Source organism: Pseudomonas sp. Sample_16 (assembly GCF_004307665.1).
In the GTDB taxonomy this organism is placed as follows: Bacteria; Pseudomonadota; Gammaproteobacteria; order Pseudomonadales; family Pseudomonadaceae; genus Aquipseudomonas.
Window position 1 is genome coordinate 67,303 of record NZ_RCOB01000070.1, and the last position, 24,419, is coordinate 91,721.

Sequence of the window (24,419 nt, forward strand, 5' to 3'; positions counted from 1 at the left end):
CTCTTCAAAGGGTTGCGACATGCTGTTGATAGCGTTCGTAGGCTTGCTGCGAAGCCACGACGTTTTGTGCAATGGGCAAGGTTTCACTCGCCGGGTCGAGCGTCACGCAGCGCTCGCACAGATCCGCCAGGCTCTCTTCTCGGCCGCTTTCCCGGGACTTGCACCAGGCCGCCTGAATCGCCGCCCCAAGGGCCGCGGCTTCGCTTTGTTCAGTGCAGACCACCGCAGTGTTCATGATGTCCGCGACTACCTGGCGCCATACCGTACTTTTCGAGCCGCCGCCGATCAGGCAAATGCTGCGGCTTTGTAAGCCATTTTGGCGCAGCAGGTCCACACCGAAACGCAATCCGAAGGTCGTGCCTTCAACCACTGCACGGCACAGATTGGCCTGGGTCAGGTTGGTCATGGTCAAGCCGCGCACGCTGCCGGTAGCGTGGGGCAGGGCGGGTACGCGTTCACCATTGAAAAACGGCAGCACACAAACGCCTTCGGCACCGATCGGTGCCTGGGCCGCGAGTGCATTGAAGCGATCGATATCCAGCTCGAATAACTCACGGAACACCCCGGTGGCATTGGTCAGGTTCATGGTGCAAATCAAGGGCAACCAGCCACCGCTCGAAGAACAGAATGTGGCGACTCCAGCGTCCGGGCTGACGATCGGTTGATCGGCATAGGCGTACACCGTGCCGGATGAGCCGAGACTCATGGTGATGGCGCCTGGCCGAATATTGCCGGTGCCGATGGCGCCCATCATGTTGTCGCCACCGCCGCTGGAAACAAGGGCTTGCGGATTGATACCCAATCGTCCAGCGATCGCCGGCAGGATCATACCGACCGCTGCGTGCGCGTCGATCAGCTCCGGCAATGCCGCTTGCAGGCGCCCGCTCGGATCGATGTCGCGCAGCAATTGTAAATCCCACTGGCGAGTGCGCACGTTGAAATAGCCCGTGCCGGAAGCATCGCCGTACTCGCTGCAACTGCGGCCGGTGAGCCAGAAATTCAGGTAATCATGGGGCAACAGAATGCGGGCGATTCGGGCAAATACCGCCGGATGCTGTTCTTTGGTCCATAGCAGCTTAGAGACTGTGTAACCCGGTGCGATGACCACGCCAAGGCGCTCCAGCGAACCTTTTTCACCGCCCAGGCGTTCGAGAAGGCGATCGTTCTCGGCGCTGGTTTCGGTGTCGCACCAGAGTTTGGCGGGGCGCAGGACCTGGCCCTGATCATCGAGCAGGACGAGGCCGTGTTGTTGGCCGGACACACCGATGCCGAGGATCGATTGGCCATCGACACCGGCCGCCAGCAATGCGTGGCGAGTGGCACTGGCGAAAGCATCCAGCCACTGAGCGGGGTCCTGCTCGCGACGGCCGTTGGCGCCGCTGATCATGGTGTGGGTAGCGGCGCCCTGGCCAATCACGGCACCACTGACCGCATCGAGGATAATGGCTTTGGTGCCTTGGGTGCCGCAGTCGATGCCGAGGAATAATTGTTGGTCTGCCATGGTGGGTCCTTGGTGTATGAAGATCGTTCCCATGCTCTGCGTGGGAACGCCTCAATGGACGCTCCGCGTCTGCTTCTGGATGGGGACGCAGAGCGTCCCGGGCTGCATTCCCACGCAGAGCGTGGGAACGATCAGAAATCACTGTGGGAGCGGCGGTGCGACGATTCGACTTGCCCGCGATGACGGCAGCAGATTCACCGCATGCTTACGCCAGAACCCGCGCAAGCGTGCGCGTCACACCCACCTCGCGCAAACTGTTGCAACACCACTCAAACGCCGCGACAAACTCTGCCGAGCGAGGGATCGCGGTGCCGAAAATCTCCTCAACCTCCAGCAAGCGCTGGGTGATCAATACGTCGTCGGCCACCAACGCCTGACAGAACGCCGCCCGTGGGTCCGGTATCGAGTAGGTATCGCCATTTTCATCCACGCCTTTCAAGTACAAGGCCCATGCGGCCACCACCAGCGCCGCACGCTTGGTCTCGCGGCCATCGGCGATCAAGCGGTTGATGGTCGGAATGGTGAACTTGGGAAACTTCGACGACCCGTCCGAGCACACACGTTCCAGTTGATCGGCAATGGCCTGATTGGAGAAGCGTTCGACCAGCGTGTTCTTGTAATTGGTCAGGTCAATGCCTGGCACTGGCGCCAGTTGCGGCGTGACGTCGAGGTCCATGTAGGCACGCATGTAGCGCACGAACAGCGGGTCGTTCATGGTTTCGTGAACGAAGCGATAGCCCTTCAAGAACCCTAGATAGGTCAGGGCCAGATGACTGCCATTGAGCAGTTTGATCTTCATCTCTTCATAGGGCGTGACATCGTCGGTGAACTGCACGCCGACCTTTTCCCAGGCCGGCCGGCCATTGACGAACTTGTCTTCCAGCACCCATTGCACAAAGGGTTCGCAGACCACCGGCCAGGCGTCATCGACGCCATGTTTGTCCGCCAGCAGCAGGCGATGCTCAGTGCTGGTCATCGGCGTGATGCGGTCGACCATGGCGTTGGGGAACGTCACGTTGCGCTCGATCCAGTTGCGCAACTCGGCGTCCCGAAGCGCGGCGAATGCCAGCAGTGCTTTGCGAGTGACCGCGCCGTTGTGCGGCAGGTTATCGCAGGACATCAAGGTAAACGCGGGTATCCCTGCGGCCCGGCGCTTGGCCAGTGCTGCGCAAAGAAAACCGAACACGGTTTTCGGTGAATACGGGTTGGCGAGGTCGTGCTGGATCTGCGGCAGGTGCGCCATGAACTCGCCGTTGCTGTCATCGATGCAATAACCGCCCTCGGTGATGGTCAGCGAGACGATGCGGATCTGCGGGTCGGCGAGTTTGTCGATCAGCGTTTGCGCACCGTCCTCTGCCAGCAGCATGTCGCGAATGGCGCCGATCACTCGGACTTCGGTGTCATCGGTATCACCCAGCTCAAACAGGGTGAACAGGCAATCCTGTTGCTTGAGATCGTCGCGGGCGCGGCGGTCTTCGGCACGCAGGCCAACACCGCAGATCGCCCAGTCCAGGCCCTCGCCGGTGTTCATCAGCGCGTCGGTGTAGTACGCCTGATGGGCGCGATGGAAACCGCCGACGCCGATGTGGGCGATACCTTGGCGCGTGTCGCTCAGGGCGTAGGCGGGCAGTGCCACTTCGGGGGCGAGGCGGTTGAGGTTCTGTTTATTCAGTTTCATCACACACTCTCGCAAATCAGGCAGCAACGCGCAAAGGACGGGTCAGCGCCACGCCGTCGGCATCGAATAAATGGCAGTGTTCGGCATCCAGATGCAGGCTCAGGGTTTCGCCATAACGGCTGGCGAGGTCGCCGCGTACACGCATGGTGAGGGCTTCGCCGGAAGCGGTGCGAACATGGCAGAAGGTGTCGCTGCCCAGGCGTTCGCTGACATCGGCGGTGACTTGCAGTGTGCAATCGCCGGGTTTGGCCAATTCCAGGTGCTCGGGGCGAATGCCCAGCGTCACCGCACCGCCGACGCTCAGCTTGGCGCCACTCAGCGCCAGGCTGATGCGGGTGCCGGCGTCCAGTTGCACTTCACAGCCCTGGCCATTGACCTGAGTGATCCGGCCTTTGAGGAAGCCCATTTTCGGCGTGCCGAGAAAACCGGCGACGAACAGGTTGGCCGGCTGGTGATACAGATCCAGTGGCGAGCCGACTTGCTCGATCTTGCCGCCATTGAGCACGACGACTTTGTCGGCCATGGTCATGGCTTCGACCTGGTCGTGGGTCACGTAAATCATCGTCGCTTGCAGGTCTTTGTGCAGGCGCAGCAACTCCAGACGCATCTGCACCCTCAGCGCCGCGTCGAGGTTGGACAGTGGTTCGTCGAACAGGAAGATTTTCGGGTTGCGCACAATGGCCCGGCCGATCGCCACACGCTGGCGTTGGCCGCCAGACAGTTGCTTGGGTTTGCGCTCGAGCATCGGCCCCAGTTCAAGGATGCGCGCCGCTTCGCCGACTTTCTTTTCCACTTCGGCCTTGGGCACGCCGGCCAGGTCAAGGGCGAAGGACATGTTTTTGCGCACGCTCATGTGCGGGTACAAAGCGTAAGTCTGGAACACCATCGCCAGGTCTCGCTTAGCTGGACTGACTTCAGTGATGTCGCGGCCATCGAGTTCGATGGTGCCACCGCTGACTTCCTCCAGCCCGGCGATCAACCGCAGCAGGGTGGATTTACCGCAGCCCGATGGGCCGACGAAGACCACGAATTCCTTGTCGTTCACTTCAAGGTCAATGCCCTTGATGATGGAAAAGCCTTCAAAGCCTTTTTGCAGGTTCTTGATTTTCAGGTTGGCCATGGTGATGGGCCTCCGCATGTTTTTATTCATTTAAACCGGACGGCTTTTCGTAGGAGCCAGGCTTGCCGGCGAAGGCAATTTGACGGGCGCCTTCGCCGGCAAGCCTGGCTCCTACAAGGGGCGAACCGTTTATTTCACGGCGCCAAACGACAGGCCGCGCACCAATTGCTTCTGGCTGATCCAGCCGAAGATCAGGATCGGCGCGCAGGCCAGGGTCGAGACCGCCGACAGCTTGGCCCAGAACAACCCTTCGGGGCTGGAATACGAAGCGATCAAGGCGGTCAACGGCGCCGCTTTCGATGAGGTCAGGTTCAGCGACCAGAAGGCTTCGTTCCAGCACAGGATAAGCGACAGCAAAACCGTGGAGGCCAGGCCACCCTTGGCGATCGGCAGCAGCACGCGGACCATTTCCTGCCACAGCGTGGCGCCATCGAGGCGGGCGGCTTCGAGGATGTCCTTGGGGATGTCCTTGAAGTAGGTGTAAATCATCCAGACCACGATCGGCAGGTTGATCAGGGTGTAGATCACGATCAGCGCGATGCGCGTGTCGAGCAGGCCGAAACTCTTGGCCAGCAGGTAGATCGGCATCAGCACACCCACCGGCGGCAGCATTTTGGTCGAGAGCATCCACAGCAGCGTGCCCTTGGTGCGCTGGGTTTCGTAGAACGCCATCGAGTAAGCGGCCGGCACCGCGATCAGCAGGCACAGGGCCGTGGCGCTGAAGGAAATCACCACCGAGTTCCAGGCGAAACTGAAGTAATCGCTGCGCTCGTTGATGTGCAGATAGTTCTCCAGGGTCGGTGCGAAGATGAACTGCGGCGGCGTGGCGAACGCGTCGATTTCGGTTTTGAAACTGGTCAGCACCATCCAGAAGATCGGGAAGAAAATCAGGATCGCGATGGCCCAGGCCAGGGTGCCGAGCAGCAGGCTTTGCAGACGGCGCGATTGTTGAAGGGTCATGGCAGGCCTCAGGCTTTGTCAGTCAGGTTTTTGCCGATCATCCGCACCAGCACGATGGCCGCGATGTTGGCGATCACCACGGCAATCAAGCCGCCGGCCGAGGCCATGCCGACATCGAACTGCACCAGCGCCTGGTTGTAGATCAGGTAGGCGAGGTTGGTCGAGGCGTAGCCGGGGCCGCCGTTGGTGGTGGTGAAGATTTCGGCGAACACCGAGAGCAGAAAGATGGTTTCGATCATCACCACCACCGCAATCGGCCGCGCCAGGTGCGGCAGGGTCAGGTGCCAGAAAATCGCCAGTGGCCCGGCACCGTCCAGGCGCGCGGCTTCTTTTTGTTCCTGATCGAGGGACTGCATGGCGGTCATCAGGATCAGGATCGCGAACGGCAGCCATTGCCACGAGACGATGATAATGATCGACAGCAGCGGGTAGTGCGCCAGCCAGTCCACCGGTTGCGCGCCGAACAGCTTCCAGACGTAGGCGAGGATCCCCGACACCGGATGGAAAATCAGGTTCTTCCAGATCAGCGCGCCAACCGTGGGCATGATGAAGAACGGTGAGATCAGCAACACCCGCACGATGCCGCGACCGAAAAACTCGCTGGCCTCCAGCAATGCACTGATCAACACGCCGAACACCACGCTGATCAGCAGCACACTGCCCACCAGCAACAGAGTGTTGCTGGCACCGGGCAGGAACCCCGAATCGGTAAGGAAATAGGTGAAGTTTTCCAGCCCGATGAACTCGTTCTCGCCGGGATTGAGCAAGTTATAACGAATCGTCGAGAAGTAGACGGTCATTCCCAACGGCACGATCATCCATAACAGCAGCAACGCTACCGAAGGGCTGACGAGAAACCAGCCGGGGTTGACCAACCGGCTCTTGCGTACCGGTTGGGGCATTTCCATGTGAGCTTTGGCAGTTGAAGTATTCATGGTGATCACTTGCTCGTTGTCCGACGAGTTCTCTGTGGCGAGGGAGCTTGCTCCCGCTCGGCGGCGAAGCCGTCGTAAAACCGGTTCGCACGTTGCGACTGTTAGATCGCAGGGGCCGCTTCACAGCCCAGCGGGAGCAAGCTCCCTCGCCACAAAAATGGATGTTTACGCGTTACTTGGGGTAACCGGCGCGCTTCATCTCTCGTTCAGTGGTTTGCTGGGCGGCGGCCAGGGCCTGGTCGACTGTGGTCTGGCCGATCAGCGCCGCAGAGAAGGATTTGCCGACCTGGGTGCCAATGCCCTGGAACTCGGGAATGGTCACCAACTGAATGCCGATGTACGGCACCGGTTTGGCGCTCGGCTTGCTCGGATCTGCTGCCTTGAGCGATTCGAGTGTGACCTTGGCGAATGGCGCGGCGCTCATGTAGGCCTCGCTGTAGGTCGAGGCCCGAGTGCCTGGCGGCACGTTGGCGATGCCGTCTTTCTCGGCCACCAGTGCCCCGTATTCCTTGGAAGTGGCCCAGGTGCTGAAGGTTTTTGCCGCGTCTTTGGCCTTGGAACTGGTCGGAATCGCCAGCGCCCAGGAATACAACCAGGCCGAGCCTTTGTCGGTGACTTCATGGGGCGCGTAGGTGAAGCCGACGTGATCGCTGACCTTGCTCTGGGTCTTGTCGGTGACGAACGAACCGGCAACGCTGGCGTCGACCCAGATCGCGCATTTACCGCTGTTGAACAACGCGAGGTTTTCATTGAAGCCGTTGCTCGATGCGCCCGGGGGACCGAACTTTTTCATGGTGTCGACATAGAAGTTCAGCGCGTTTTTCCATTCGGGGCCGTTGAATTCCGGTTGCCACTTTTCATCGAGCCAGCGGGCGCCGTAGGCATTGGCCACGGTGGTGATCAACGCCATGTTCTCGCCCCAACCGGCCTTTCCGCGCAAGCAGATGCCGTACTGTTCCTTGTCCTTGTTGGTGAGTTTGCCGGCGAATTCGCTGATCTGGGTCCAGGTCGGGCGCTCGGGCATGGTCAGGCCGGCGTCCTTGAACAGGTCGGTGCGGTAATAGGTGATCGAGCTTTCGGCGTAGAACGGCAGGGCGTACAACGAGCCTTTCACCGAAAGGCCTTCACGCACCGACGGGAACACGTCGTCGAGGTCATAACTGGCCGGCAGGTCCTTCATCGGCTCCAGCCAGCCTTTGGCTCCCCAAAGTGCCGCTTCGTACATGCCGATGGTCAGCACGTCAAACTGCCCGCCCTGGGTGGCGATGTCGGTGGTCAGACGCTGGCGCAGAACGTTTTCTTCCAGCACCACCCAATTGAGCTTGATCTCTGGATGCTCGGCCTCGAAGGTCTTCGAGAGTTTCTGCATGCGGATCATGTCGCTGTTATTGACGGTGGCGATGGTCAGGGTCTGGGCGCCGAGGGTGACGCTGCTGAGGGTCATGCAGGTGAGGGCAAGCAGAGCTTTGACTGAAGGTTGCATCGAGCACTCCTTTTCTGCACCCGAAGGGCAACAGAAGGACAGTTATTGTTTTTGTGTCTTCCGAAGGCTGGAAGAATCTGTGCTGATTACAGCCTTCAATGGCGGGCGAGACAAATCATCCATCGCACTGGGATCGATACTTTTTTGCACTGCTGTTTGGCGATGTAGACGCAGGGAAGGGGGTTCCAGCGAGGCAGGGGTATTGAATCCGTACAGGTCTTCGCTACCCCAAGGTCGCCAAACATCCTGTAGGAGCAAGGCTTGCCCGCGATGCCGACCTCAAATACGCCATCGCGGGCAAGCCTTGCTCCTACAAAAGCTTCTATTTAACTGAGGTTTTGTTCGGTCAATCTGTGCACCACCAACCGCCGGTAATGCGAAGGCGTCATGCCCTTGAGCTGCTGGAAGCGTCGGTTGAAGTTGGAAATGTTGTTGAAGCCCGACTCGAAGCAAACGTCGGTCACCGGTTTATCACCATCGGCCAACAACTCGCAGGACTTGCTGATACGCAGGCGATTGACGAACTCGATGAAGTTGCGCCCGGTGGCCTGCTTGAACACTCGGCTGAAATAGGTCGGTTTCATGCCCAGATGCTCGGCCACTTCCTCCAGCGTCAAGTCCCGGGCGTAATGGGCAAAAATGTAATCCACCGCGCGGTTGGTGCGATCAATATTGTGTTCGTCGGCCAGTTGCGGCGTGGTTGCGCCGGACAGCAACTGATAGTCATCAGTAGCGGCCAGCAATTCCAGCAGGATGAAAAAGTGCCCGAGCCGGGTCACGCCGGTGCTATCGGCGATGCGTTGCATCAGGTCCATCGCTCGGCCAATCGTCTGCTTGCCACGAAACTCGATGCCGTACTTGGCGCGCTCCAGCAGCGGCGCGAGGGTCTTGAGTTCGGCGAAGACCTGATAGCCACTGTCGAACAACTCGTCAGTGAAGTTGACCAGCATGTCGCGTTTGGGCACGACTTCGTCTTCGGCGACCTGGCTGATCCAGTTATGGGGCAGGTTAGGGCCAGTCAGAAACAGGGTTTCGGGATAAAAATTGCCAATGTAATCGCCGATGAATACTTTGCCGGAACTGGCGACGATCAGGTGCAGTTCGTATTCCTTGTGGAAATGCCAGCGCACCAACGGACAAGGAAAACCGTGCTGACGATAGATGATGGACAAGCCGTTGTGGTCGTCCATCAATTCGTAGGAAGGGTCGGTGACTCTGGCGATTCGGGTCATGGCAGGGCGCTTTTGTGTTTTGGTTACATGGCGTCGATCGTATTCCGGTTCTTTGCCTCAATCCATTGCGCCATGTACTGGGTACTTTTGTGGTGGTGATGGCGCAACATGCTGCCGGTGAAATTATCCCGTCGAATGTTCGCCAGATTCTGTCGACATTCCATCAGTCGCTGAATCAACGCCGGGCCATGCAAGGATTGCCGGTAGCGGTTGGCGAGCAAGGTCTGGCCATGCGCCTGTGCCTCAAGCCAGCGAGGCTTGTCGCTGTACAGTTGCACCGCATGCTTGGCAATCTCGCGAGCGGTGCGGGCGACGGCGCCGGGCCAGGCTTCGTCGCCGTGCATCGCCTCCGCCCCTGCGGGCGTCGTGACGTTGGGAGTGCCGCAGAGCATCGCATCGACAATCTTGCCCTTTATGCCGGCACCGAAACGCAGCGGTGCCAGGCACACTCGAGCCGCCGACATGACTTGCAAGGCATCTTCTGCCCAGTTCATGACATGAAATCCTTGGGCCGGATTATGCAGTGCTGTCGCCTTGGGTGGCGTGTATGAGCCGTAGATGTGCAGTTGCGCCGCGGGCAGTTGCTCGCGAATCAGCGGCCAGATCGTGGTTTTCATCCACAACACCGCATCCCAATTGGGCGCGTGCCGGAAGTTACCGATGCTGAGAAAGTGCGCCCTGTCTTCAAATGCGGCCGGCGCCACACTCGGCAGATCGACCATCAGCGGGCACCAATGCAAGAGGGTAGCGGGCAATTTGAACTGTTCGATCAGCAATTGGATTTCCACTTCGGAAATCATCAGGTTCAAGTCGCAACGATAGATCGCGGCAATCTCACGCTTGGCCAGATCGTTATCGGCCATGAACTCAAACTCTTCACGCAGGCTGGGCGCAAACAGTTCACTGAAGTCATTCGCGTCGTCACTGACCTTCAAACGCTGTTTGAGACGTTGCTGCCGGGCATCACGCAAGCTCTGCAGGTCCGACGTCTCCAGCACGCGAACGGCGTCGGGACAGTGTTTTTCCACGCGCCAGCCGAACTGTTCTTCCATCATGAAACGGTCGAACAGCACCACATCCGGCGCGAGTTCGCGGATGAATGTGTCGAAGCTGCTGTTATTCAATTCTATCGGCACTTCGCGAATGCCCAGCGACGTCAGGTCAGCGCGCTGCTCACCATAACCGGCAGGGCTGCTGAAGGTGATGTCCCAACCTTGCTGCAAGAAGGTCTCGAGAATTTGCATCATGTGCCCACCGGCCGCCGAAGAACGGGGCTCGGGCCAGACGTAGCCGATGACCAGGACTTTGGTTTGGCGAGGTTGATTCATGGGCGATTGTTCCAGGCTACAAACGAGAATAAGGCGATACCAGGAAAAACAGGTGAGAGTGTACGTAACCTTCCAGGTCACCTGAATCGAATGCGGATCACCAGCAATTGTTGTTCATCCAAACCAGCTTACTTCGACTGCGCGAGAATTCCCTGGACCTTGTCTCGCAACTGATCGATCGAAAACGGTTTGCCAATCACCGACATGCCTTCGGGCACGTCAATATTCTCCGCATAACCACTGGCGAACAGGATGGGCAATTGCGGGCGCAGCATCCGGGCCTGGATGGCCAGTTCCCGACCATCCATCACCGGCAGGCCGACGTCGGTCATCATCAAGTCGATGTGCTGGTCCTCGTCATTGAGGAACTCCAGCGCCTGTTCGCTACCATCCGCGTCAAGTACCTTGAACTCCAACTCCTCCAGCACATCGACGATCAGCATGCGCACGATGGCATCGTCTTCGACGACAAGAATGGTGGACGCATTGGCGGTGGACATAGTGGGGTTCCTGAAAAATGATTGGCGGTTGCCGGCTTGCGAAAGCGCCGGTCTCTTGCATGAGTAAGTGACGGCTCCCGACAAGTTCCCGAGGGACGGAAAAAGATTGGTCGCACATGTCAGGCAAGGATACCCGCGTCCATCAACTGGCGCAGGGGAATGTAGGACCTGGCGTTAAAACATGTGAGAAAAATGGATCAATGTGCCAGTTTTGGGGCAAACTCGCCCAATTCTGACAGTTCGACAAGGCCTGCCCCATGACCTCTGCGTCTTTGGTTGATGAGCAACGATTCCGCAAACTCCTGAGCCGCAATATCAGCCTGCCGCTGGGTGTCGGCGCCATCAGCGCTGTTTTCTTCGTGTCATTGATTACCTATCTGCTGTCAACGATCCAATGGGTCGAGCACACCGATCGGGTCATCAATAACGCCAATGAGGCCGTCAAGCTGACGGTCGACCTGGAAACCGGGATGCGCGGGTTTCTGCTCAGTGGCGACGAAAAGTTTCTCCAACCTTATGAAACGGCTAAGCCTCGGGTCGAGGTGGTGCTCAATACGTTGCTCGAACTGACGGCTGACAATCCGGTCCAGACCGATCGCTTGCACCGCCTGCAGTCGTTGCAACAAGAGTGGGCCAATTACGCGCAATCGATGATTGATCTGCAGCGATCGAGCGGCGATTACCGCAGCGCGGTCCGCGCCGGCAAAGGCAAGCGCCTGACCGACGAGATACGCAAGCAGTTCGAAGACGTGATCGACATGGAGCAGCAACTGCGTGCCACGCGCAATGAAGAGGTGCGGCGCACCACCGTCTGGAGCATTGGCCTTTATCTGCTGTTTATCGCAGGCATCAGCGCGTTGCTGGCCTACATCGGCCGTCGTGATCTGTTGAACCTGTCGCAAAGCTACTCCGCGACATTGGCTGCGCAGCAAGCCAGTGCTCAGCGCCTGGAGCAACAAGCGTGGCTGCGCAACGGCCAGACCGAACTGGCCGAGCAAGTATTGGGGCAACTGTCCCTGAATTTGCTGGGGCGCAACATCCTGCAATTCTGCGCGCAGTACCTGGGCAGCGCCGTGGCGGCGATTTACGTGCGCGAAGAACACGGTGGCCTGCGGCGAGTTGCGTCTTACGGTTTTTCGCGCGACCAGGAGGCACTTGAGCAACATATCTACAGTGAGGAAGGCATCGTTGGTCAAGTTGCGCATCAGGCCAAGTTGATTCGCCTCGACAACGTGCCGAGCGACTACTTCAAGGTCAGCTCCGGCCTCGGTGAAGGGCTGCCACGCAGTGTGCTGGTGGTGCCGACCAGTGATGACGACCGGGTCAACGGTGTTATCGAACTGGGTTTCCTGCGGCCCTTGGTTGACCGCGACATCGAATTGCTGGAGTTGATTGCCGGCAACATCGGCACGTCTATCGAGGCTGCGCGCTATCGTCAGCGCTTGCAGGAAGTGCTGGCCGAAACCCAGCAACTCAACGAAGAGTTGCAAGTGCAGCAGGAAGAACTCAAGACCGCCAACGAAGAACTCGAAGAGCAGTCGCGGATTCTCAAGGAATCCCAGGCCCATCTCGAGACGCAACAGGTCGAGCTGGAACAGACCAATGAGCAACTCGCCGAACAGGCCGAAGTACTGGCCCAACAACGCGACGCCATGGACCTCAAGAACACTGAACTCAATCAGGCGCAGATCCAGCTCGAAGAGCGCGCTGAAGAGTTGCAGCGCTCAAGCAAGTACAAGTCCGAATTCCTCGCCAACATGTCCCACGAACTGCGCACGCCATTGAACAGCTCGTTGATTCTGGCCAAGTTGCTGGCGGAAAACCCTCAGGAAAACCTCAGCGCCGAACAGGTGAAGTTCGCCGAGTCGATTTACTCCGCCGGCAACGATTTGCTCAACCTGATCAACGACATTCTCGATATCTCCAAGGTCGAGGCCGGCAAGCTCGAGATTCGCCCGGAGAACACCAGTGTTGCGCGTCTGGTGGACGGCCTGCGCGGAATGTTCCAGCCGTTGGCAACCGACAAGCAGCTGCAATTCCATGTCGATTTGCAGGACGGCGTGCCCGCGATGATGTTCACCGACCGTCAGCGCCTGGAGCAGGTGATCAAGAATCTGTTGTCCAACGCGGTGAAGTTCACCGAAAAAGGCAGCGTGAGCCTGAGCGTCGCCGCAGCGCCGAACAATGGCATAGCCTTCAGCGTCCGTGATTCCGGCATCGGCATTGCCGCCGATCAGCACGAAAGCATTTTTGAAGCGTTCCGCCAAGCCGACGGCACCACCAACAGGCGATACGGCGGAACCGGTCTGGGGCTGTCGATCTCCCGCGACCTGGCGGCCCTGCTCGGTGGCTCCATCAGCGTGAGCAGCACGCCGGGGCAGGGCAGTGTATTCACCCTGGTCTTGCCGCAGCAGTACATTGAGCCCGGAGAAGAACCGGTCGAACCGATGCGTGCCGCGCCAGTAGCGATTGCACCTTATGTTGCGCCAGCTACCGTGGCGTCGGTGGTGGCGCAGGATATTCCGCGTTTCAATGATGACCGGCAGAAGGCGCCGTTCACCTCGCGTTGCATCCTGGTGGTGGAAGACGAGCCGAACTTTGCGCACATCCTCTTCGATCTCGCGCATGAACTGGGCTACCACTGCCTGGTGGCTCACGGTGCCGACGAAGGTTACGACCTGGCCCGGGAGTTCATTCCCGATGCCATCCTGCTGGATATGCGCCTGCCGGACCATTCCGGCTTGACCGTGCTGCAACGTTTGAAGGAACACGCCGAAACCCGGCACATTCCTGTGCACGTGATTTCGGTCGAGGACCGGGTCGAAGCGGCGATGCACATGGGCGCGATCGGTTATGCGGTCAAACCGACCACCCGTGAAGAACTCAAGGACGTTTTCTCGCGTCTGGAAGCCAAACTGACCCAGAAGGTCAAGCGCGTCTTGCTGGTTGAAGACGACGATTTGCAGCGTGACAGTATTTCCCGGTTGATTGGCGACGATGACATCGAGATCACCGCGGTCGGCTTGGCCCAGGATGCACTGCAGTTGCTGCGAAGCACGATGTTCGATTGCATGATCATCGATCTGAAGCTTCCGGACATGCTCGGCAATGACTTGCTCAAACGCATGTCTACCGAAGATATCTGCTCGTTTCCGCCGGTGATTGTCTATACCGGACGCAACCTCACCCGGGATGAAGAGGCGGAACTGCGCAAGTACTCGCGCTCTATCATCATCAAGGGCGCGCGCTCGCCCGAGCGTTTACTGGATGAGGTGACACTTTTTCTGCACAAAGTCGAATCGCGGTTGTCCCATGAGCGACAGAAGATGCTCAAGACTGCCCGCAGCCGCGACAAAGTCTTCGAGGGACGCAAAGTGCTGTTGGTGGACGACGATGTACGCAACATCTTCGCCCTAACCAGCGCGCTGGAGCATAAAGGTGCAGTCGTGGTCATTGGCCGTAACGGCCGGGAAGCGATTGAGCGATTGAATGAAGTGGAAGACATCGATCTGGTGTTGATGGACGTGATGATGCCGGAGATGGATGGTTTTGAAGCCACCATCGAGATCCGCAAGGACCCGCGCTGGCGCAAGTTGCCGATCATTGCGGTGACGGCCAAGGCCATGAAGGACGATCAGGAACGCTGCCTGCAAGCAGGCGCCAATGATTATCTGGCCAAGCCCATCGACCTGGATCGGTTGTTTTCGTTGATCCGTGTGTGGTTGCCAAAGATGGAACGTATCTAAGTGGAGCGCAATTATTCAGGGGAACGAATCAGCGAGATAGAGTTGCGGTTGTTGATCGAGGCCATCTACCTCAAGTACAGCTACGATTTTCGTGATTATTCAGGCGCTTCCATCAAGCGCCGGGTGAGCCATGCGCTGAATCAGTTCGAATGCAACACCATTTCGGCCCTCCAGGAAAAAGTCCTGCATGACCCAATGGCGTTCATGCAGCTCCTGCAATTGCTGACGATTCCGGTCAGTGAAATGTTCCGAGACCCTTCGCACTTCCTGGCGATACGCCAGGAGGTGGTGCCGCTGCTCAAGACGTACCCGTCGATCAAGATCTGGATCGCTGGGTGCAGCACCGGTGAAGAGGTTTATTCGATGGCCATCCTCTTGCGTGAAGAGGGCTTGCTTGAGCGCACCATCATTTATGCCACGGACATCAATCCGCGCTCACTGGAAAAGGCCAAGCAAGGGATATTCTCGATGGAGAATGTCCGCGCCTACACTTCCAACTACCAGCAGGCCGGCGGTAAACGCTCGTTCGCCGACTACTACACGGCGGCGTATGGCTACGCCATTTTCGACAAGTCGCTGTGCGAGAACGTGACCTTTGCCGACCACAGCCTGGCTACCGACAGTGTATTTTCAGAAACACAATTAATTTCGTGTCGTAACGTATTGATTTATTTCAATAAAAAACTTCAGGATCGGGCTTTCGGTTTGTTTCATGAGTCGCTGTGCCACCGTGGTTTCCTGGTGCTGGGCAGCAAGGAAACCCCGGATTTTTCAGCCTTCGGCAACCAGTTCGAACCGCTGGTCAAACAAGAACGGATTTATCGCAAATCATGAACAGCGCAACGGGTTTGCCTTCAGTAGAAGCGATCGTGATCGGCGCTTCGGCCGGTGGGGTCGAGGCGCTGCTGAGTATTCTCGGCCCGCTGCGTGCAGGCTTCGTGTTGCCGATCATTGTCGTGTTGCACTTGCCGGAACAGCGTCGCAGCCATCTGGCGGAAGTGTTCGCCCGGCGAGTGTCGCTGCCGGTTCAGGAAGCCAGCGACAAGACTCCGGTGGTGTCCGGCACCCTGTATTTCGCATCGCCCGGCTATCACTTGTCAGTGGAGCAGGACCGCAGCTTTTCCCTGAGCCTGGAAGACCGCGTGCATCATTCGCGGCCGGCCATCGATTACCTGTTCGAGTCTGCCGCCGACGCCTACGGTCCCAGCCTGGCGGCAGTCTTGCTGACGGGCGCCAACCGTGACGGTGCGAACGGTCTGGCGCAGGTCAAGCAGCGCGGCGGTCTGACCATCGTGCAAGACCCGCAGGAAGCCCAGGTTGCAACCATGCCCCAGGCAGCATTGGATATTCACCAACCTGACCACATTCTCCCTATCCGCGGCATCGGCCGTCTGCTTGTCGAGCTGGAACGAATCGCATGCTAAGTAATATCCAGGCCAAACTGCTGATCGTGGACGATCTGCCGGAGAATCTGTTGGCACTCGAAGCGCTGATCAAGCGTGAAGACCGTACCGTCTACAAAGCGCAATCTGCCGACGAGGCCTTGTCGCTGTTGCTGCAACACGAATTCGCCATGGCCATTCTCGATGTACAGATGCCTGGGATGAATGGCTTCGAACTGGCCGAGTTGATGCGCGGTACGGAAAAAACCAAGAACATTCCAATCGTGTTTGTCAGTGCCGCCGGTCGTGAGCTCAATTACGCGTTCAAGGGCTACGAAAGCGGCGCTGTGGACTTCCTGCACAAACCGCTGGACATCCATGCGGTCAAGAGCAAGGTCAACGTTTTCGTCGAGCTGTTCCGCCAGAGCAAGGCGATGAAACAGCAAGTTGAAGAACTCGAGCAAAGTCGCCGCGAGCAGGAAGCGCTGCTCAAGCAATTGCAGAGCACCCAGCTGGAATTGCAACAGGCGGTACGCATGCGCGATGACTTCATGTCGATTGTCGCCCATGAGGTGCGCACGCCACTCAACGGCCTGATCCTCGAAACCCAGCTGCGCAAGATGCACCTGGCCCGGGATAACGCCTCGGCGTTCACCCTCGACAAAATGCACGCCATGGTCGATCGCGACGAACGGCAGATCAAAAGCCTGATCCGGCTGATCGAAGACATGCTCGATGTGTCACGCATCCGCACCGGCAAATTGTCGATCCGCCCCACGCGGTTTGATCTTTCGGCCCTGGTGCGCGCCCTGCTGGAAAATTTTGCCCAACAGATCGAAGCCGCCGAAGCGACCGTGACACTTGAAGCCGAACAACCAGTGGTCGGCAATTGGGACGAATTCCGCATTGAGCAGGTAGTTTCCAATCTGTTGACCAATGCCTTGCGCTACGGCGCCAAGAGTCCGATCAGCGTCAAGGTGTACAGTGAGCACGGCGAAGCACGGATAGAAGTCCGTGATTGCGGAATCGGCATCAGTGAAGAAAACCAGCAACGGATTTTCCAGCAGTTCGAGCGGGTGTCGGCCAAGCACGCCGTCGCCGGACTGGGTTTGGGATTGTTTATTTCCGAACAGATTGTCACCGCCCATGGCGGTACCATTACCGTCGAAAGCCGGATTGGCGAAGGCGCCCTGTTTCGCGTTTGTCTGCCGCTGTAGGAAAACAGCCCGATAAACGCAACCTCTGATCGACCCCACGGTCGTATCAGCAGCTATTGACCGAACAAAGGCTTCCCATGAGTGAAGATGCACAAGACGTCGTACTGATCGTCGAAGATGACCCCTCGATTCTGATGGTCCTGTCGGCCTATCTGTCAGGGGAGGGCTACCGGGTGTTGCAGGCCGAGAATGGCGAGCAAGCGTTTGAGATTCTCGCCAGCAAGCCGCACCTGGACATGATGATCACTGACTTCCGCCTGCCGGGTGGGATTTCCGGCGTGCAGATCGCCGAGCCCGCGGTAAAACTGCGACCGGAGCTGAAGGTGATTTTCATCAGCGGCTACCCGCAGGAAATCCGTGAAACAGACAGCCCGATCACCCGCTCGGCACCGATACTGGCCAAGCCATTCGACCTGGACGTGTTACAGGAAATCATGCAGGACATGCTCTCCTGAATCCCGGCAGAAGCCGCTTCAGGCGCTGATCATCTCCCTCACTTTGGCCGTCAACAGGTCAAACGTGAATGGCTTGGTGATCATCTGCATGCCCGGATCGAGGAATCCGCCGCGTACGGCCGCGTGTTCGGCATAACCGGTGATGAACAGGACTTTCAGGCCGGGCCGGAACTGCCGGCCGATTTCTGCCAGTTGCCGGCCGTTCATGCCGGGCAGTCCGACATCGCTGATCAACAGGTCGATGCGCTGCGCGGATTCAAAGATCGGCAGGGCGCTGTCGGCATCGCACGCTTCGACGAAGGCATAGCCCAAATCACTGAGCACCGTGCTGACCAGCACCCGTACAGCCGGGTCGTCCTCAACGATCAGGACGGTTTCGCCATTCTGCGCGAAGAGCGGGTGGTGACTGTCCACCGGCGGATCTTGCGGCAGATCACCACCGTAACGCGGCAGATAAATGCTCACCGTGGTGCCTTCACCCACTTCGCTTTGAATGGCGACGTGGCCCCGCGATTGTTTGCTGAAGCCATAGATCATCGACAATCCAAGGCCGGTGCCCTGGCCGATCGGCTTGGTGGTGAAGAAAGGGTCAAACGCGCGGTTGATGGTGCTCTGCGGCATGCCGCAGCCATTGTCAGTAACGCTGAGCGTCACGTAATCACCGGGTTCGAGATTGCTGTGCAGGTCGGTAAAGGACTTTTCCAGATGTTGGTTCGAAGTGGTCACTACCAGTCTGCCGCCGTTGGGCATGGCGTCGCGGGCATTGATGACCAGGTTGAGCAGGGCGCTTTCCAGTTGATTGGGGTCGGCCTCGGCCACCCACAGTTGTTCGCTCAACTGCATGTCCAGGCGAATGCTCTCATTGATGCTGCGTTGCAACAGTTCACCCATGGAAACCACCAGCGTATTCATTTCCACGGGTTTGGAATCGAGCGACTGCCGGCGAGAAAACGCCAGCAGGCGATGGGTCAAACCAGCGGCCCGGTTGGCCGAGGTCACGCCAAGATCGATAAGGCTGTCCAGGTCTTCGATGCGGCCGCGGGCCAGGCGCCGGCGCAACAGCTCAAGGCTGCCGATGATGCCGGTGAGCATGTTGTTGAAGTCATGGGCGATACCGCCGGTGAGTTGGCCAACCGCTTCCATCTTCTGGGATTGACGCAAAGCTTCTTCGTTGTGGCGCAATTGTGCGGTGCGCTCTTCGACCTGTTGTTCCAGGGTTTCCAGGGTGTTTTGCAGGCGCAGTTCGCTTTGGCTCAAGTCGACCAGCCGATCCCTGGCTTCGTACTGTCGTCGACGGCCGCGCAAGGCGGTGGTCACCAGACTGATCAATGTCTCCGGGTGAAAAGGACGTTCCAGGAACGTGACGTTGCCCAACTGCGGCCCGAAGCGCGAAGCGGGGTTCTGTTCCGGGCCACCATGGTGCGTCAGCAAAACGATCGGCAAGTCCGACCAGGCCGGTTGTTGATCGATGAGGGTCAACAGCGGCCCCAGATCACTGCGCAACAGCGCTTCGGAAGAGATCAGCAGCAAACCGGCGCCTTGCTCCAGTTCGCTGCACAGTTGCGGTAAATCCTGGCTGATGATCCCGTCGAACCCTGCTTCTTTGAGCAACATCATCGCAATCTGACTGTCTCGCCCCAGCGGGGCGAGAATAATTGCGCGTTCGGATGTCGCAGGTTGGGTCATCACAGGCCTTCATCCCCAAGCAATGGAATGCTCGCGCCCATATAGGTCGGCACGCCGCGCAGTACGCCCTGGAAGGCTTCCAACGGTTCGCCGATGGTCATGCCTTTGGCGCTGATGCGGTATTCGCGGATAGTTGCTTCATGGCTGCCGGTACGTTTCTTGATGATTGAAATGGCCCGGCGGACTTTGCCCAAGGCTTCGAAGTAGCGCAATAGAATCACTGAGTCGGCCAGGTAGGTAATGTCCACCGGGGCCTGCATGTCGCCGACCAGTCCATGCTGGGCAACGGTCATGAAGGTCGCAGCGCCTTTGCGGTTGAGGTAAAGCAACAACTCGTGCATGTGCAGTACCAGGGCATTCTCCTCTGGCATCGCCGCTTGATAGCCGTTGATGCTGTCGATCACTACGGTCTTGATGTTGCCTTGATCGACGCAGCGCCGCACCCGGTGGGAAAACTCGCCAGGGGACAGTTCGGCGGCATCCACCTGCTCGATCAGCAGGTTCCCGCCATCCTGCAACGCCTGCAGATCGATACCGATGTTCTTCATCCGCTCGAACAGCAATCCAAGCTCTTCGTCGAAGATGAACAGGGCTGCTTTCTCGCCCCGAGCCACTGCGGCGGCGGCGAACAGCATCGAAATCAGCGATTTGCCAGTGCCGGCCGGCCCGAGAATCAGCGTGCTGGAACCCGTTTCGATGCCGCCACCGAGCAGCGCGTCCATTTCGGCAATGCCGCTGGTCAACTGCCGCCGGACGTAGTTGCCGCGATGTTCGGCGGCCACCAGGCGCGGGAACACGTGCACGCCGTCGGTCATGATCGTGAAGTCATGGAAACCGCCACGGTATTTCTGGCCGCGGTATTTCACTACGCGGATACGGCGGCGCTCGGCACCGTAATTGGGCGTCAACTCCTCCAGGCGAATCACACCGTGGGCCACACTGTGCACGGTTTTATCCAAAGATTCGGTGGTCAGGTCGTCGAGCAACAACACCGTGGCATCGTAGCGCACGAAGTAATGCTTGATCGCCAGGATCTGGCGGCGGTAGCGCAGTGAACTCTGCGCCAACAAGCGGATTTCAGACAGGCTGTCGAGGATTACGCGGGTCGGTTTGACCCGCTCGACCACTTCGAAGATCTGTCGTGTGGCTTCACCCAGCTCCAGATCGGAGGAATACAGCAGTGATTGCTGATGCTCGGCGTTCAACACGCTTTCGGGCGGCGTCAGTTCGAAGATATGGACGTTTTCGCCCAGCTCCCAACCGTGGGAACGGGCACCCTGGCGCAACTCGTGTTCGGTTTCAGACAGGGTGATGTACAACGAACGCTCGCCGGCTTCAGCGCCAGCCATGAGGAAATGCAATGCGACAGTGGTCTTGCCGGTACCTGGTTCGCCTTCAAGTAAAAACACATGGCCGCGGGACAACCCTCCATTGAGGATGTCATCCAGGCCTTCAATACCTGTGGCCGCTTTTGTGCTGATCAACTCGTTGGATATAGACAAATAATGCCCTCTCTTGAATAGGGGAAACGAGGCTGCTGGCACGATGGCCATTATAGGCTGCCTGTTTCACTTGACCCTTTGTCGAGACGACGGTTCAACCTTTTCTGCTATGGGCGGTTGATGCGCATAAGGAAACACAGCAGAGAGCGCGTCCTTACAGACCTTGCTGCAAGGCCGGATCATCCGGATTGAGCTGTTCGAGTTGGGCCAGCAGGATCTGTACGTTTTGCAACTGGCCGCTTTCCTTCCAGTAGTTGATCAGCAGCACCCGCGCCCGGCGATCGTTGGGGTGTCGCTGCACGATGTCCTGCAATTGCTTCTGCGCCGCTGCCAGTTCCTGTTCACCGTGCAGCGTGGTGGCCAGGTCATAGCGGTAATCCTTGTTGTCCGGTTCAAGCTCTACGGCCTTGGACAGTCCGAGCAGGGCGAACTCGCTTTGTCCGTGATGCAACAGCCACATCCCCAGTGCATGTTGCAAATAGGCTGAATCGGGCTGCGCCTTCAGTTGTTTGGCCAGCAACTGGCGAGCGGCGTCGTTCTGACCAAGTTTATCCAGCACCTCGATCTGCATCACCAGCGCCGGCAAATTGTCCGGGGCAAGGCGCAAAGTATTTTCAAGAGCCTGCTGGGCTTCTTTGAATTGGGCATTGTGCAGATACAACCGCGCCAATTGATATTGGTTTTCGGCACTCTGCGGCGCACTTTTGAGCGTTTGCTGCCAGGCATCGATGGCCTGCTCCAGCGGCGCGAAATACAGACCAAGGTCATCCGGTGAAAGCCCGAGCAATGCGTTGACCGCGGCCAGGCGTACGCTTTGCTCGGGGTCATCGAGCAATGGCCCCAGCAACAGAGTGCGTTGGCCACTGGACACCAGCCCGCTGATGCTTTTGATCGCGGCAATACGCACGTCCGCTGATTCATGCTGCAAATCCGCATCAGCCAGTTTCAGCGCGACGGAGCTCGGATAGTTGGGCAGTTCGGCATGCAGCCAGACGCGTCGTTTCGGCGAAATGTCAGGCCGGGCCAGTTGCTGGTAAAGCACCCGTGCCGCACCCGGTTGGCCGGCCCGGGCCTTTTCCAGAGCTTCGCTGTAACCACGCTTGATGGCCTCCGGTATCACAGGGGTTGTACTGCGCAGAAACGCCCACGCAAGACCGATGGCGAACAGGGCACAGAGGCTGATTAGCAGGTAACGGCGGGACTTGGGCATGCAGAATCCGGGCTGGCAAGCTTTTGCAAAGTGATCAGCTTCGGTCAGGCAGGGCTGTGAGTCAAACCTTGGGCGCTTGCAAAGCGCTTTCTTCAGGTTGTCGAGGTTGCGAAGCAGTGTCTACGCTTGCTGAATAGCAATCAACGAGCGTTCCATGCAGCCGTTTTTGCAGTACTTCAAGGCGATCCTTCACCCCGGCCCCGGGGTGTTGCTGTTTGCCTTGCGAACCATTGCGGCCGGGTTGCTGACGCTGTACCTGGCATTTGTGTTCGATCTTGAGCAACCCAAATGGTCGATCATGGCCGTGGTCATCATTAGCCAGCCCTTGGCCGGCATGGTCTTGGCCCGCAGTTTCGGCCAGGTCATCGGCACTACGCTTGGCGCGGCTGTGGCGGTGCTGATCATGGCGATTTTCCCCCAGGCGCCGGTGCCGTTTCTTATCACGCTGTCCCTGTGGCTGGCGTTGTGTACTGCCGGTGGCACCTTGTTGCGCTACACCAGTTCGCAGGCATTCGTACTCAGCGGGTATACGGCGGTGGTCGTCGGTTTGCTGGCCGTGCCGGAACCTGACGGCACATTTTTGCTGGCCGTCACCCGTGTCACCGAAACATTGCTCGCGGTGGCCTGTGTTTGCGTGGTGAGTCTATTGACCGCACGCCCGGAAGCCGTGGCCAAGGATTACTTCGCGCGGATCGATCAGGTGATCAAGCTGCTGGCCACGCACGCCAGCGCCGTCATCCGTACTGAAGAAAGCGAGGCCGAGTTCCATCGCCGACAAATGCAGCTGCTTGCGCAGATTGGTGCATTGGAAGGCGTTCGCCGCCACCTCTATTACGATGCACCGCGGTTGCGCAGCGCCGACGATCTGGTGCAATTGTTGGGCAACCAACTGGTGCTGTTGACGGCACGGCTGACTGCGTTGCGCCATCAGCGCGAATTGTTGCTGGAGCGCTGGGAGGGTGAGATTCCCTTGGAGATTCGGCAGTTGCTCACCGAAGAACTGGAGTTTCTCGATGAATTGGCCCGGCAAGGGCGCGCACTTCCGGCGGAGCAACGACGGCAGTTTGCGGTACTGCAAAAGCGTTTTGATGCGCTGGCTTATCGCTCGGAACAGCTTACCGAACCGCTCAAGGCGACATTACGCTCGCTGTCATGGTCTTTGCGCTGGGAACAGGCGCGAATGCTGCAGCAGCTGGAAACCATTCTTGAGTTGAGCGACGCGATCCAGAGCGGGCGCGGCGCCAGCAGCATGTTTCGTGGGCAGAAGAATCCCTTGCATCTGGATTACACGCTGGCGGCGATGAACGCTATCCGCGCCTACAGCGCGCTGATGGTCGCGGGCCTGATCTGGATAGAAACCGGCTGGGACGGCGCGCGGGGCGGGATGATCGTGACCGGCATTCTCTGTTCGTTGATGGCGACATTTCCCCGGCCATTGCTGGCAGTCCAGAGTTACGCCAGAGGGTTGGGGTTGGCGTTGGTCGTGTCGGCGGTGCTTCAGTTCGCCCTGGTACCGATGATCAGCAGCTTCGAATTGCTCGCTTTGTTATTGGTGCCATTGCTGTATGCGGTCGCCGTCGGGTTGTCCAGCCCGCCGACCACAGGGACCGGGATCGGTCTGGGGCTGACCACGTTTTTGCTGTTAGGGCCGCAAAACACCGGTTTGGGCCAGAACACCGCGATTCAATGGTTCGAATTTGCCGGTGCTTACGTGTGCGCTGCCGCACTGGCCTTGAGTGTCTATGCCTTGATTTTCCCCTTCAGGCCCGGCCTGCGCATGCGTCGGTTGCACCAGGAAAACTGCGAACAGGTCTACGCCTTGCTGAAAGCTGCGGCCACCGATGAAAACCAGTTTGCCTTCGAAAGCCGCATGGTCGATCGCCTGACCATGATGCTGGGCTTGTTGCCAGCCATCGAGGACTCGTCTTCGCGGGAACTGTTCGAAGTCAGTCTTGGCAGTATGGCCCTGGGCATTGCCTTGAATCAGCTCAGGCAGCAGGGGCAAAACAACGTGTTGTTGAGCCCGCAGACGCAGGAGCGTTTATTCGCCACGGTTCGGGAAACCGGGCGCCTGGTCGCCGGCCGGGCCAATATCGATGTCGATCGCGTGCTAGGCAGCCTGCACAGCTTGGGTGATGAACTGGACGCGTTGCATTCAAGCGTGCATGAACATTTATGGTCGGTGTTCCGCATGCGCGTAGCGCTGCTGATCGTCGTGTCATTCCTGGAACGACACCGCGGCCACTTTGAATCCACAGCACCCCAAGGAGAACCGACACTTGCCCATTGATCTGGAAATAGGCGGTGTTTATCTGCCGCCGATTGCCCAGGCACTGTTGCTGGGGCTGCCGATATTTTTGCTGCTGGACTGGCTGCTGCGCCGCCTCGGCGTGCTGCGGTTGGTCTGGCATGAAGCGTTGTTCGAAGGCGCGCTGTACGCCTGCGTGTGCGCGACACTGATTCTGTGGATGGGAGCCTGATGCC

At 58.6% G+C, this 24,419-nt stretch carries 19 protein-coding genes; 7 read left to right on the forward strand and 12 right to left on the reverse strand.

Features of this window, described 5'->3' with window-relative positions; genetic code table 11:
- Window positions 1-4: 4 nt before the first annotated feature.
- From xylB to D8U69_RS10740, 9 genes are all read right to left on the reverse strand, one after another.
- A complete protein-coding gene (gene xylB, locus D8U69_RS10695) occupies window positions 5-1,501 on the reverse strand; it encodes a xylulokinase (RefSeq protein WP_130907274.1) in 1,497 nt (498 codons plus the stop codon).
- A gap of 205 nt (window positions 1,502-1,706) precedes the next feature.
- Window positions 1,707-3,179 carry a mannitol dehydrogenase family protein gene (locus D8U69_RS10700; protein WP_130907275.1) on the reverse strand — a complete coding sequence of 491 codons (1,473 nt, stop codon included), beginning with the start codon at window positions 3,177-3,179 and terminating at the stop codon, window positions 1,707-1,709.
- A 16-nt stretch (window positions 3,180-3,195) separates the two neighbouring features.
- On the reverse strand, window positions 3,196-4,299 hold the full coding sequence (ugpC, locus tag D8U69_RS10705; RefSeq protein ID WP_056855423.1) for a sn-glycerol-3-phosphate ABC transporter ATP-binding protein UgpC: 1,104 nt from the start codon (window positions 4,297-4,299) through the stop codon (window positions 3,196-3,198).
- Window positions 4,300-4,428: 129 nt separating this feature from the next.
- On the reverse strand, window positions 4,429-5,259 hold the full coding sequence (locus tag D8U69_RS10710) for a carbohydrate ABC transporter permease (RefSeq protein WP_056855422.1): 831 nt from the start codon (window positions 5,257-5,259) through the stop codon (window positions 4,429-4,431).
- 8 nt (window positions 5,260-5,267) lie between these two features.
- Complete coding sequence (locus D8U69_RS10715; protein ID WP_236708491.1) at window positions 5,268-6,167, reverse strand: sugar ABC transporter permease; 900 nt, start codon at window positions 6,165-6,167, stop codon at window positions 5,268-5,270.
- A 199-nt stretch (window positions 6,168-6,366) separates the two neighbouring features.
- A complete protein-coding gene (locus D8U69_RS10725) occupies window positions 6,367-7,677 on the reverse strand; it encodes a sugar ABC transporter substrate-binding protein (protein WP_130907276.1) in 1,311 nt (436 codons plus the stop codon).
- 326 nt (window positions 7,678-8,003) lie between these two features.
- Window positions 8,004-8,909 carry an AraC family transcriptional regulator gene (locus tag D8U69_RS10730; RefSeq protein ID WP_130907277.1) on the reverse strand — a complete coding sequence of 302 codons (906 nt, stop codon included), beginning with the start codon at window positions 8,907-8,909 and terminating at the stop codon, window positions 8,004-8,006.
- 23 nt (window positions 8,910-8,932) lie between these two features.
- A complete protein-coding gene (locus D8U69_RS10735; protein ID WP_130907278.1) occupies window positions 8,933-10,237 on the reverse strand; it encodes a glycosyltransferase in 1,305 nt (434 codons plus the stop codon).
- Between the two features lie 128 nt (window positions 10,238-10,365).
- Window positions 10,366-10,737 carry a response regulator gene (locus D8U69_RS10740; protein WP_130905586.1) on the reverse strand — a complete coding sequence of 124 codons (372 nt, stop codon included), beginning with the start codon at window positions 10,735-10,737 and terminating at the stop codon, window positions 10,366-10,368.
- 257 nt (window positions 10,738-10,994) lie between these two features.
- Between D8U69_RS10740 and D8U69_RS10745 the strand changes: the two genes are divergently transcribed.
- The 5 genes from D8U69_RS10745 (at window position 10,995) to D8U69_RS10765 (ending at window position 17,537) form a co-directional block, all read left to right on the forward strand.
- The gene (locus tag D8U69_RS10745) at window positions 10,995-14,483 is read left to right on the forward strand and encodes a response regulator (protein ID WP_130907279.1); all 3,489 of its coding nucleotides are present in this window, start codon (window positions 10,995-10,997) and stop codon (window positions 14,481-14,483) included.
- Window positions 14,484-15,317: a protein-glutamate O-methyltransferase CheR gene (locus D8U69_RS10750; RefSeq protein ID WP_130907280.1), complete on the forward strand. Its 834-nt coding sequence runs from the start codon at window positions 14,484-14,486 to the stop codon at window positions 15,315-15,317.
- The gene (locus D8U69_RS10755) at window positions 15,314-15,907 is read left to right on the forward strand and encodes a chemotaxis protein CheB (RefSeq protein WP_056855414.1); all 594 of its coding nucleotides are present in this window, start codon (window positions 15,314-15,316) and stop codon (window positions 15,905-15,907) included. Before D8U69_RS10750 ends, D8U69_RS10755 begins: the two co-directional genes overlap by 4 nt.
- A complete protein-coding gene (locus tag D8U69_RS10760; RefSeq protein WP_056855413.1) occupies window positions 15,901-17,082 on the forward strand; it encodes a hybrid sensor histidine kinase/response regulator in 1,182 nt (393 codons plus the stop codon). The genes D8U69_RS10755 and D8U69_RS10760 overlap by 7 nt, the downstream gene beginning before the upstream one ends.
- Window positions 17,083-17,159: 77 nt before the next feature.
- Entirely contained in the window at window positions 17,160-17,537 is a 378-nt protein-coding gene (locus D8U69_RS10765; RefSeq protein WP_056855412.1) for a response regulator, read from the forward strand.
- Window positions 17,538-17,555: 18 nt separating this feature from the next.
- On the opposite strand, the gene D8U69_RS10770 is transcribed toward D8U69_RS10765, so the two are convergent.
- The 3 genes from D8U69_RS10770 to D8U69_RS10780 form a co-directional block, all read right to left on the reverse strand.
- A complete protein-coding gene (locus D8U69_RS10770) occupies window positions 17,556-19,223 on the reverse strand; it encodes an ATP-binding protein (RefSeq protein WP_056855411.1) in 1,668 nt (555 codons plus the stop codon).
- Window positions 19,223-20,725 (reverse strand): ATPase domain-containing protein, encoded by a 1,503-nt coding sequence (locus D8U69_RS10775; protein WP_056855410.1) that lies wholly within the window; start codon window positions 20,723-20,725, stop codon window positions 19,223-19,225. Before D8U69_RS10775 ends, D8U69_RS10770 begins: the two co-directional genes overlap by 1 nt.
- 154 nt (window positions 20,726-20,879) lie before the next feature.
- Window positions 20,880-21,935, reverse strand: coding sequence for a tetratricopeptide repeat protein (locus D8U69_RS10780; protein ID WP_130907281.1), 1,056 nt, complete (start codon window positions 21,933-21,935; stop codon window positions 20,880-20,882).
- Window positions 21,936-22,089: 154 nt separating this feature from the next.
- Here D8U69_RS10780 and D8U69_RS10785 point away from each other — a divergent pair, with 154 nt between their 5' ends.
- Together D8U69_RS10785 and D8U69_RS10790 are read left to right on the forward strand one after the other, a co-directional pair.
- Window positions 22,090-24,225 (forward strand): FUSC family protein, encoded by a 2,136-nt coding sequence (locus D8U69_RS10785; RefSeq protein WP_130907282.1) that lies wholly within the window; start codon window positions 22,090-22,092, stop codon window positions 24,223-24,225.
- Window positions 24,215-24,415 carry a DUF1656 domain-containing protein gene (locus D8U69_RS10790; RefSeq protein ID WP_056855407.1) on the forward strand — a complete coding sequence of 67 codons (201 nt, stop codon included), beginning with the start codon at window positions 24,215-24,217 and terminating at the stop codon, window positions 24,413-24,415. Before D8U69_RS10785 ends, D8U69_RS10790 begins: the two co-directional genes overlap by 11 nt.
- The last annotated feature ends 4 nt before the right edge of the window (window positions 24,416-24,419 follow it).

Excerpts from the sequence above, each read along its gene's own strand:
- D8U69_RS10755 (WP_056855414.1), top strand. The coding sequence starts at position 15,314 with ATGAACAGCGCAACGGGTTTGCCTTCAGTAGAAGCGATCGTGATCGGC.
- D8U69_RS10715 (WP_236708491.1), bottom strand. The coding sequence starts at position 6,167 with ATGGAAATGCCCCAACCGGTACGCAAGAGCCGGTTGGTCAACCCCGGC.
- D8U69_RS10770 (WP_056855411.1), bottom strand. The coding sequence starts at position 19,223 with ATGACCCAACCTGCGACATCCGAACGCGCAATTATTCTCGCCCCGCTG.
- D8U69_RS10785 (WP_130907282.1), top strand. The coding sequence starts at position 22,090 with ATGCAGCCGTTTTTGCAGTACTTCAAGGCGATCCTTCACCCCGGCCCC.
- D8U69_RS10725 (WP_130907276.1), bottom strand. The coding sequence starts at position 7,677 with ATGCAACCTTCAGTCAAAGCTCTGCTTGCCCTCACCTGCATGACCCTC.
- D8U69_RS10765 (WP_056855412.1), top strand. The coding sequence starts at position 17,160 with ATGAGTGAAGATGCACAAGACGTCGTACTGATCGTCGAAGATGACCCC.
- D8U69_RS10730 (WP_130907277.1), bottom strand. The coding sequence starts at position 8,909 with ATGACCCGAATCGCCAGAGTCACCGACCCTTCCTACGAATTGATGGAC.
- D8U69_RS10735 (WP_130907278.1), bottom strand. The coding sequence starts at position 10,237 with ATGAATCAACCTCGCCAAACCAAAGTCCTGGTCATCGGCTACGTCTGG.
- D8U69_RS10745 (WP_130907279.1), top strand. The coding sequence starts at position 10,995 with ATGACCTCTGCGTCTTTGGTTGATGAGCAACGATTCCGCAAACTCCTG.
- D8U69_RS10700 (WP_130907275.1), bottom strand. The coding sequence starts at position 3,179 with ATGAAACTGAATAAACAGAACCTCAACCGCCTCGCCCCCGAAGTGGCA.
- D8U69_RS10780 (WP_130907281.1), bottom strand. The coding sequence starts at position 21,935 with ATGCCCAAGTCCCGCCGTTACCTGCTAATCAGCCTCTGTGCCCTGTTC.
- ugpC (WP_056855423.1), bottom strand. The coding sequence starts at position 4,299 with ATGGCCAACCTGAAAATCAAGAACCTGCAAAAAGGCTTTGAAGGCTTT.
- xylB (WP_130907274.1), bottom strand. The coding sequence starts at position 1,501 with ATGGCAGACCAACAATTATTCCTCGGCATCGACTGCGGCACCCAAGGC.
- D8U69_RS10760 (WP_056855413.1), top strand. The coding sequence starts at position 15,901 with ATGCTAAGTAATATCCAGGCCAAACTGCTGATCGTGGACGATCTGCCG.
- D8U69_RS10740 (WP_130905586.1), bottom strand. The coding sequence starts at position 10,737 with ATGTCCACCGCCAATGCGTCCACCATTCTTGTCGTCGAAGACGATGCC.
- D8U69_RS10710 (WP_056855422.1), bottom strand. The coding sequence starts at position 5,259 with ATGACCCTTCAACAATCGCGCCGTCTGCAAAGCCTGCTGCTCGGCACC.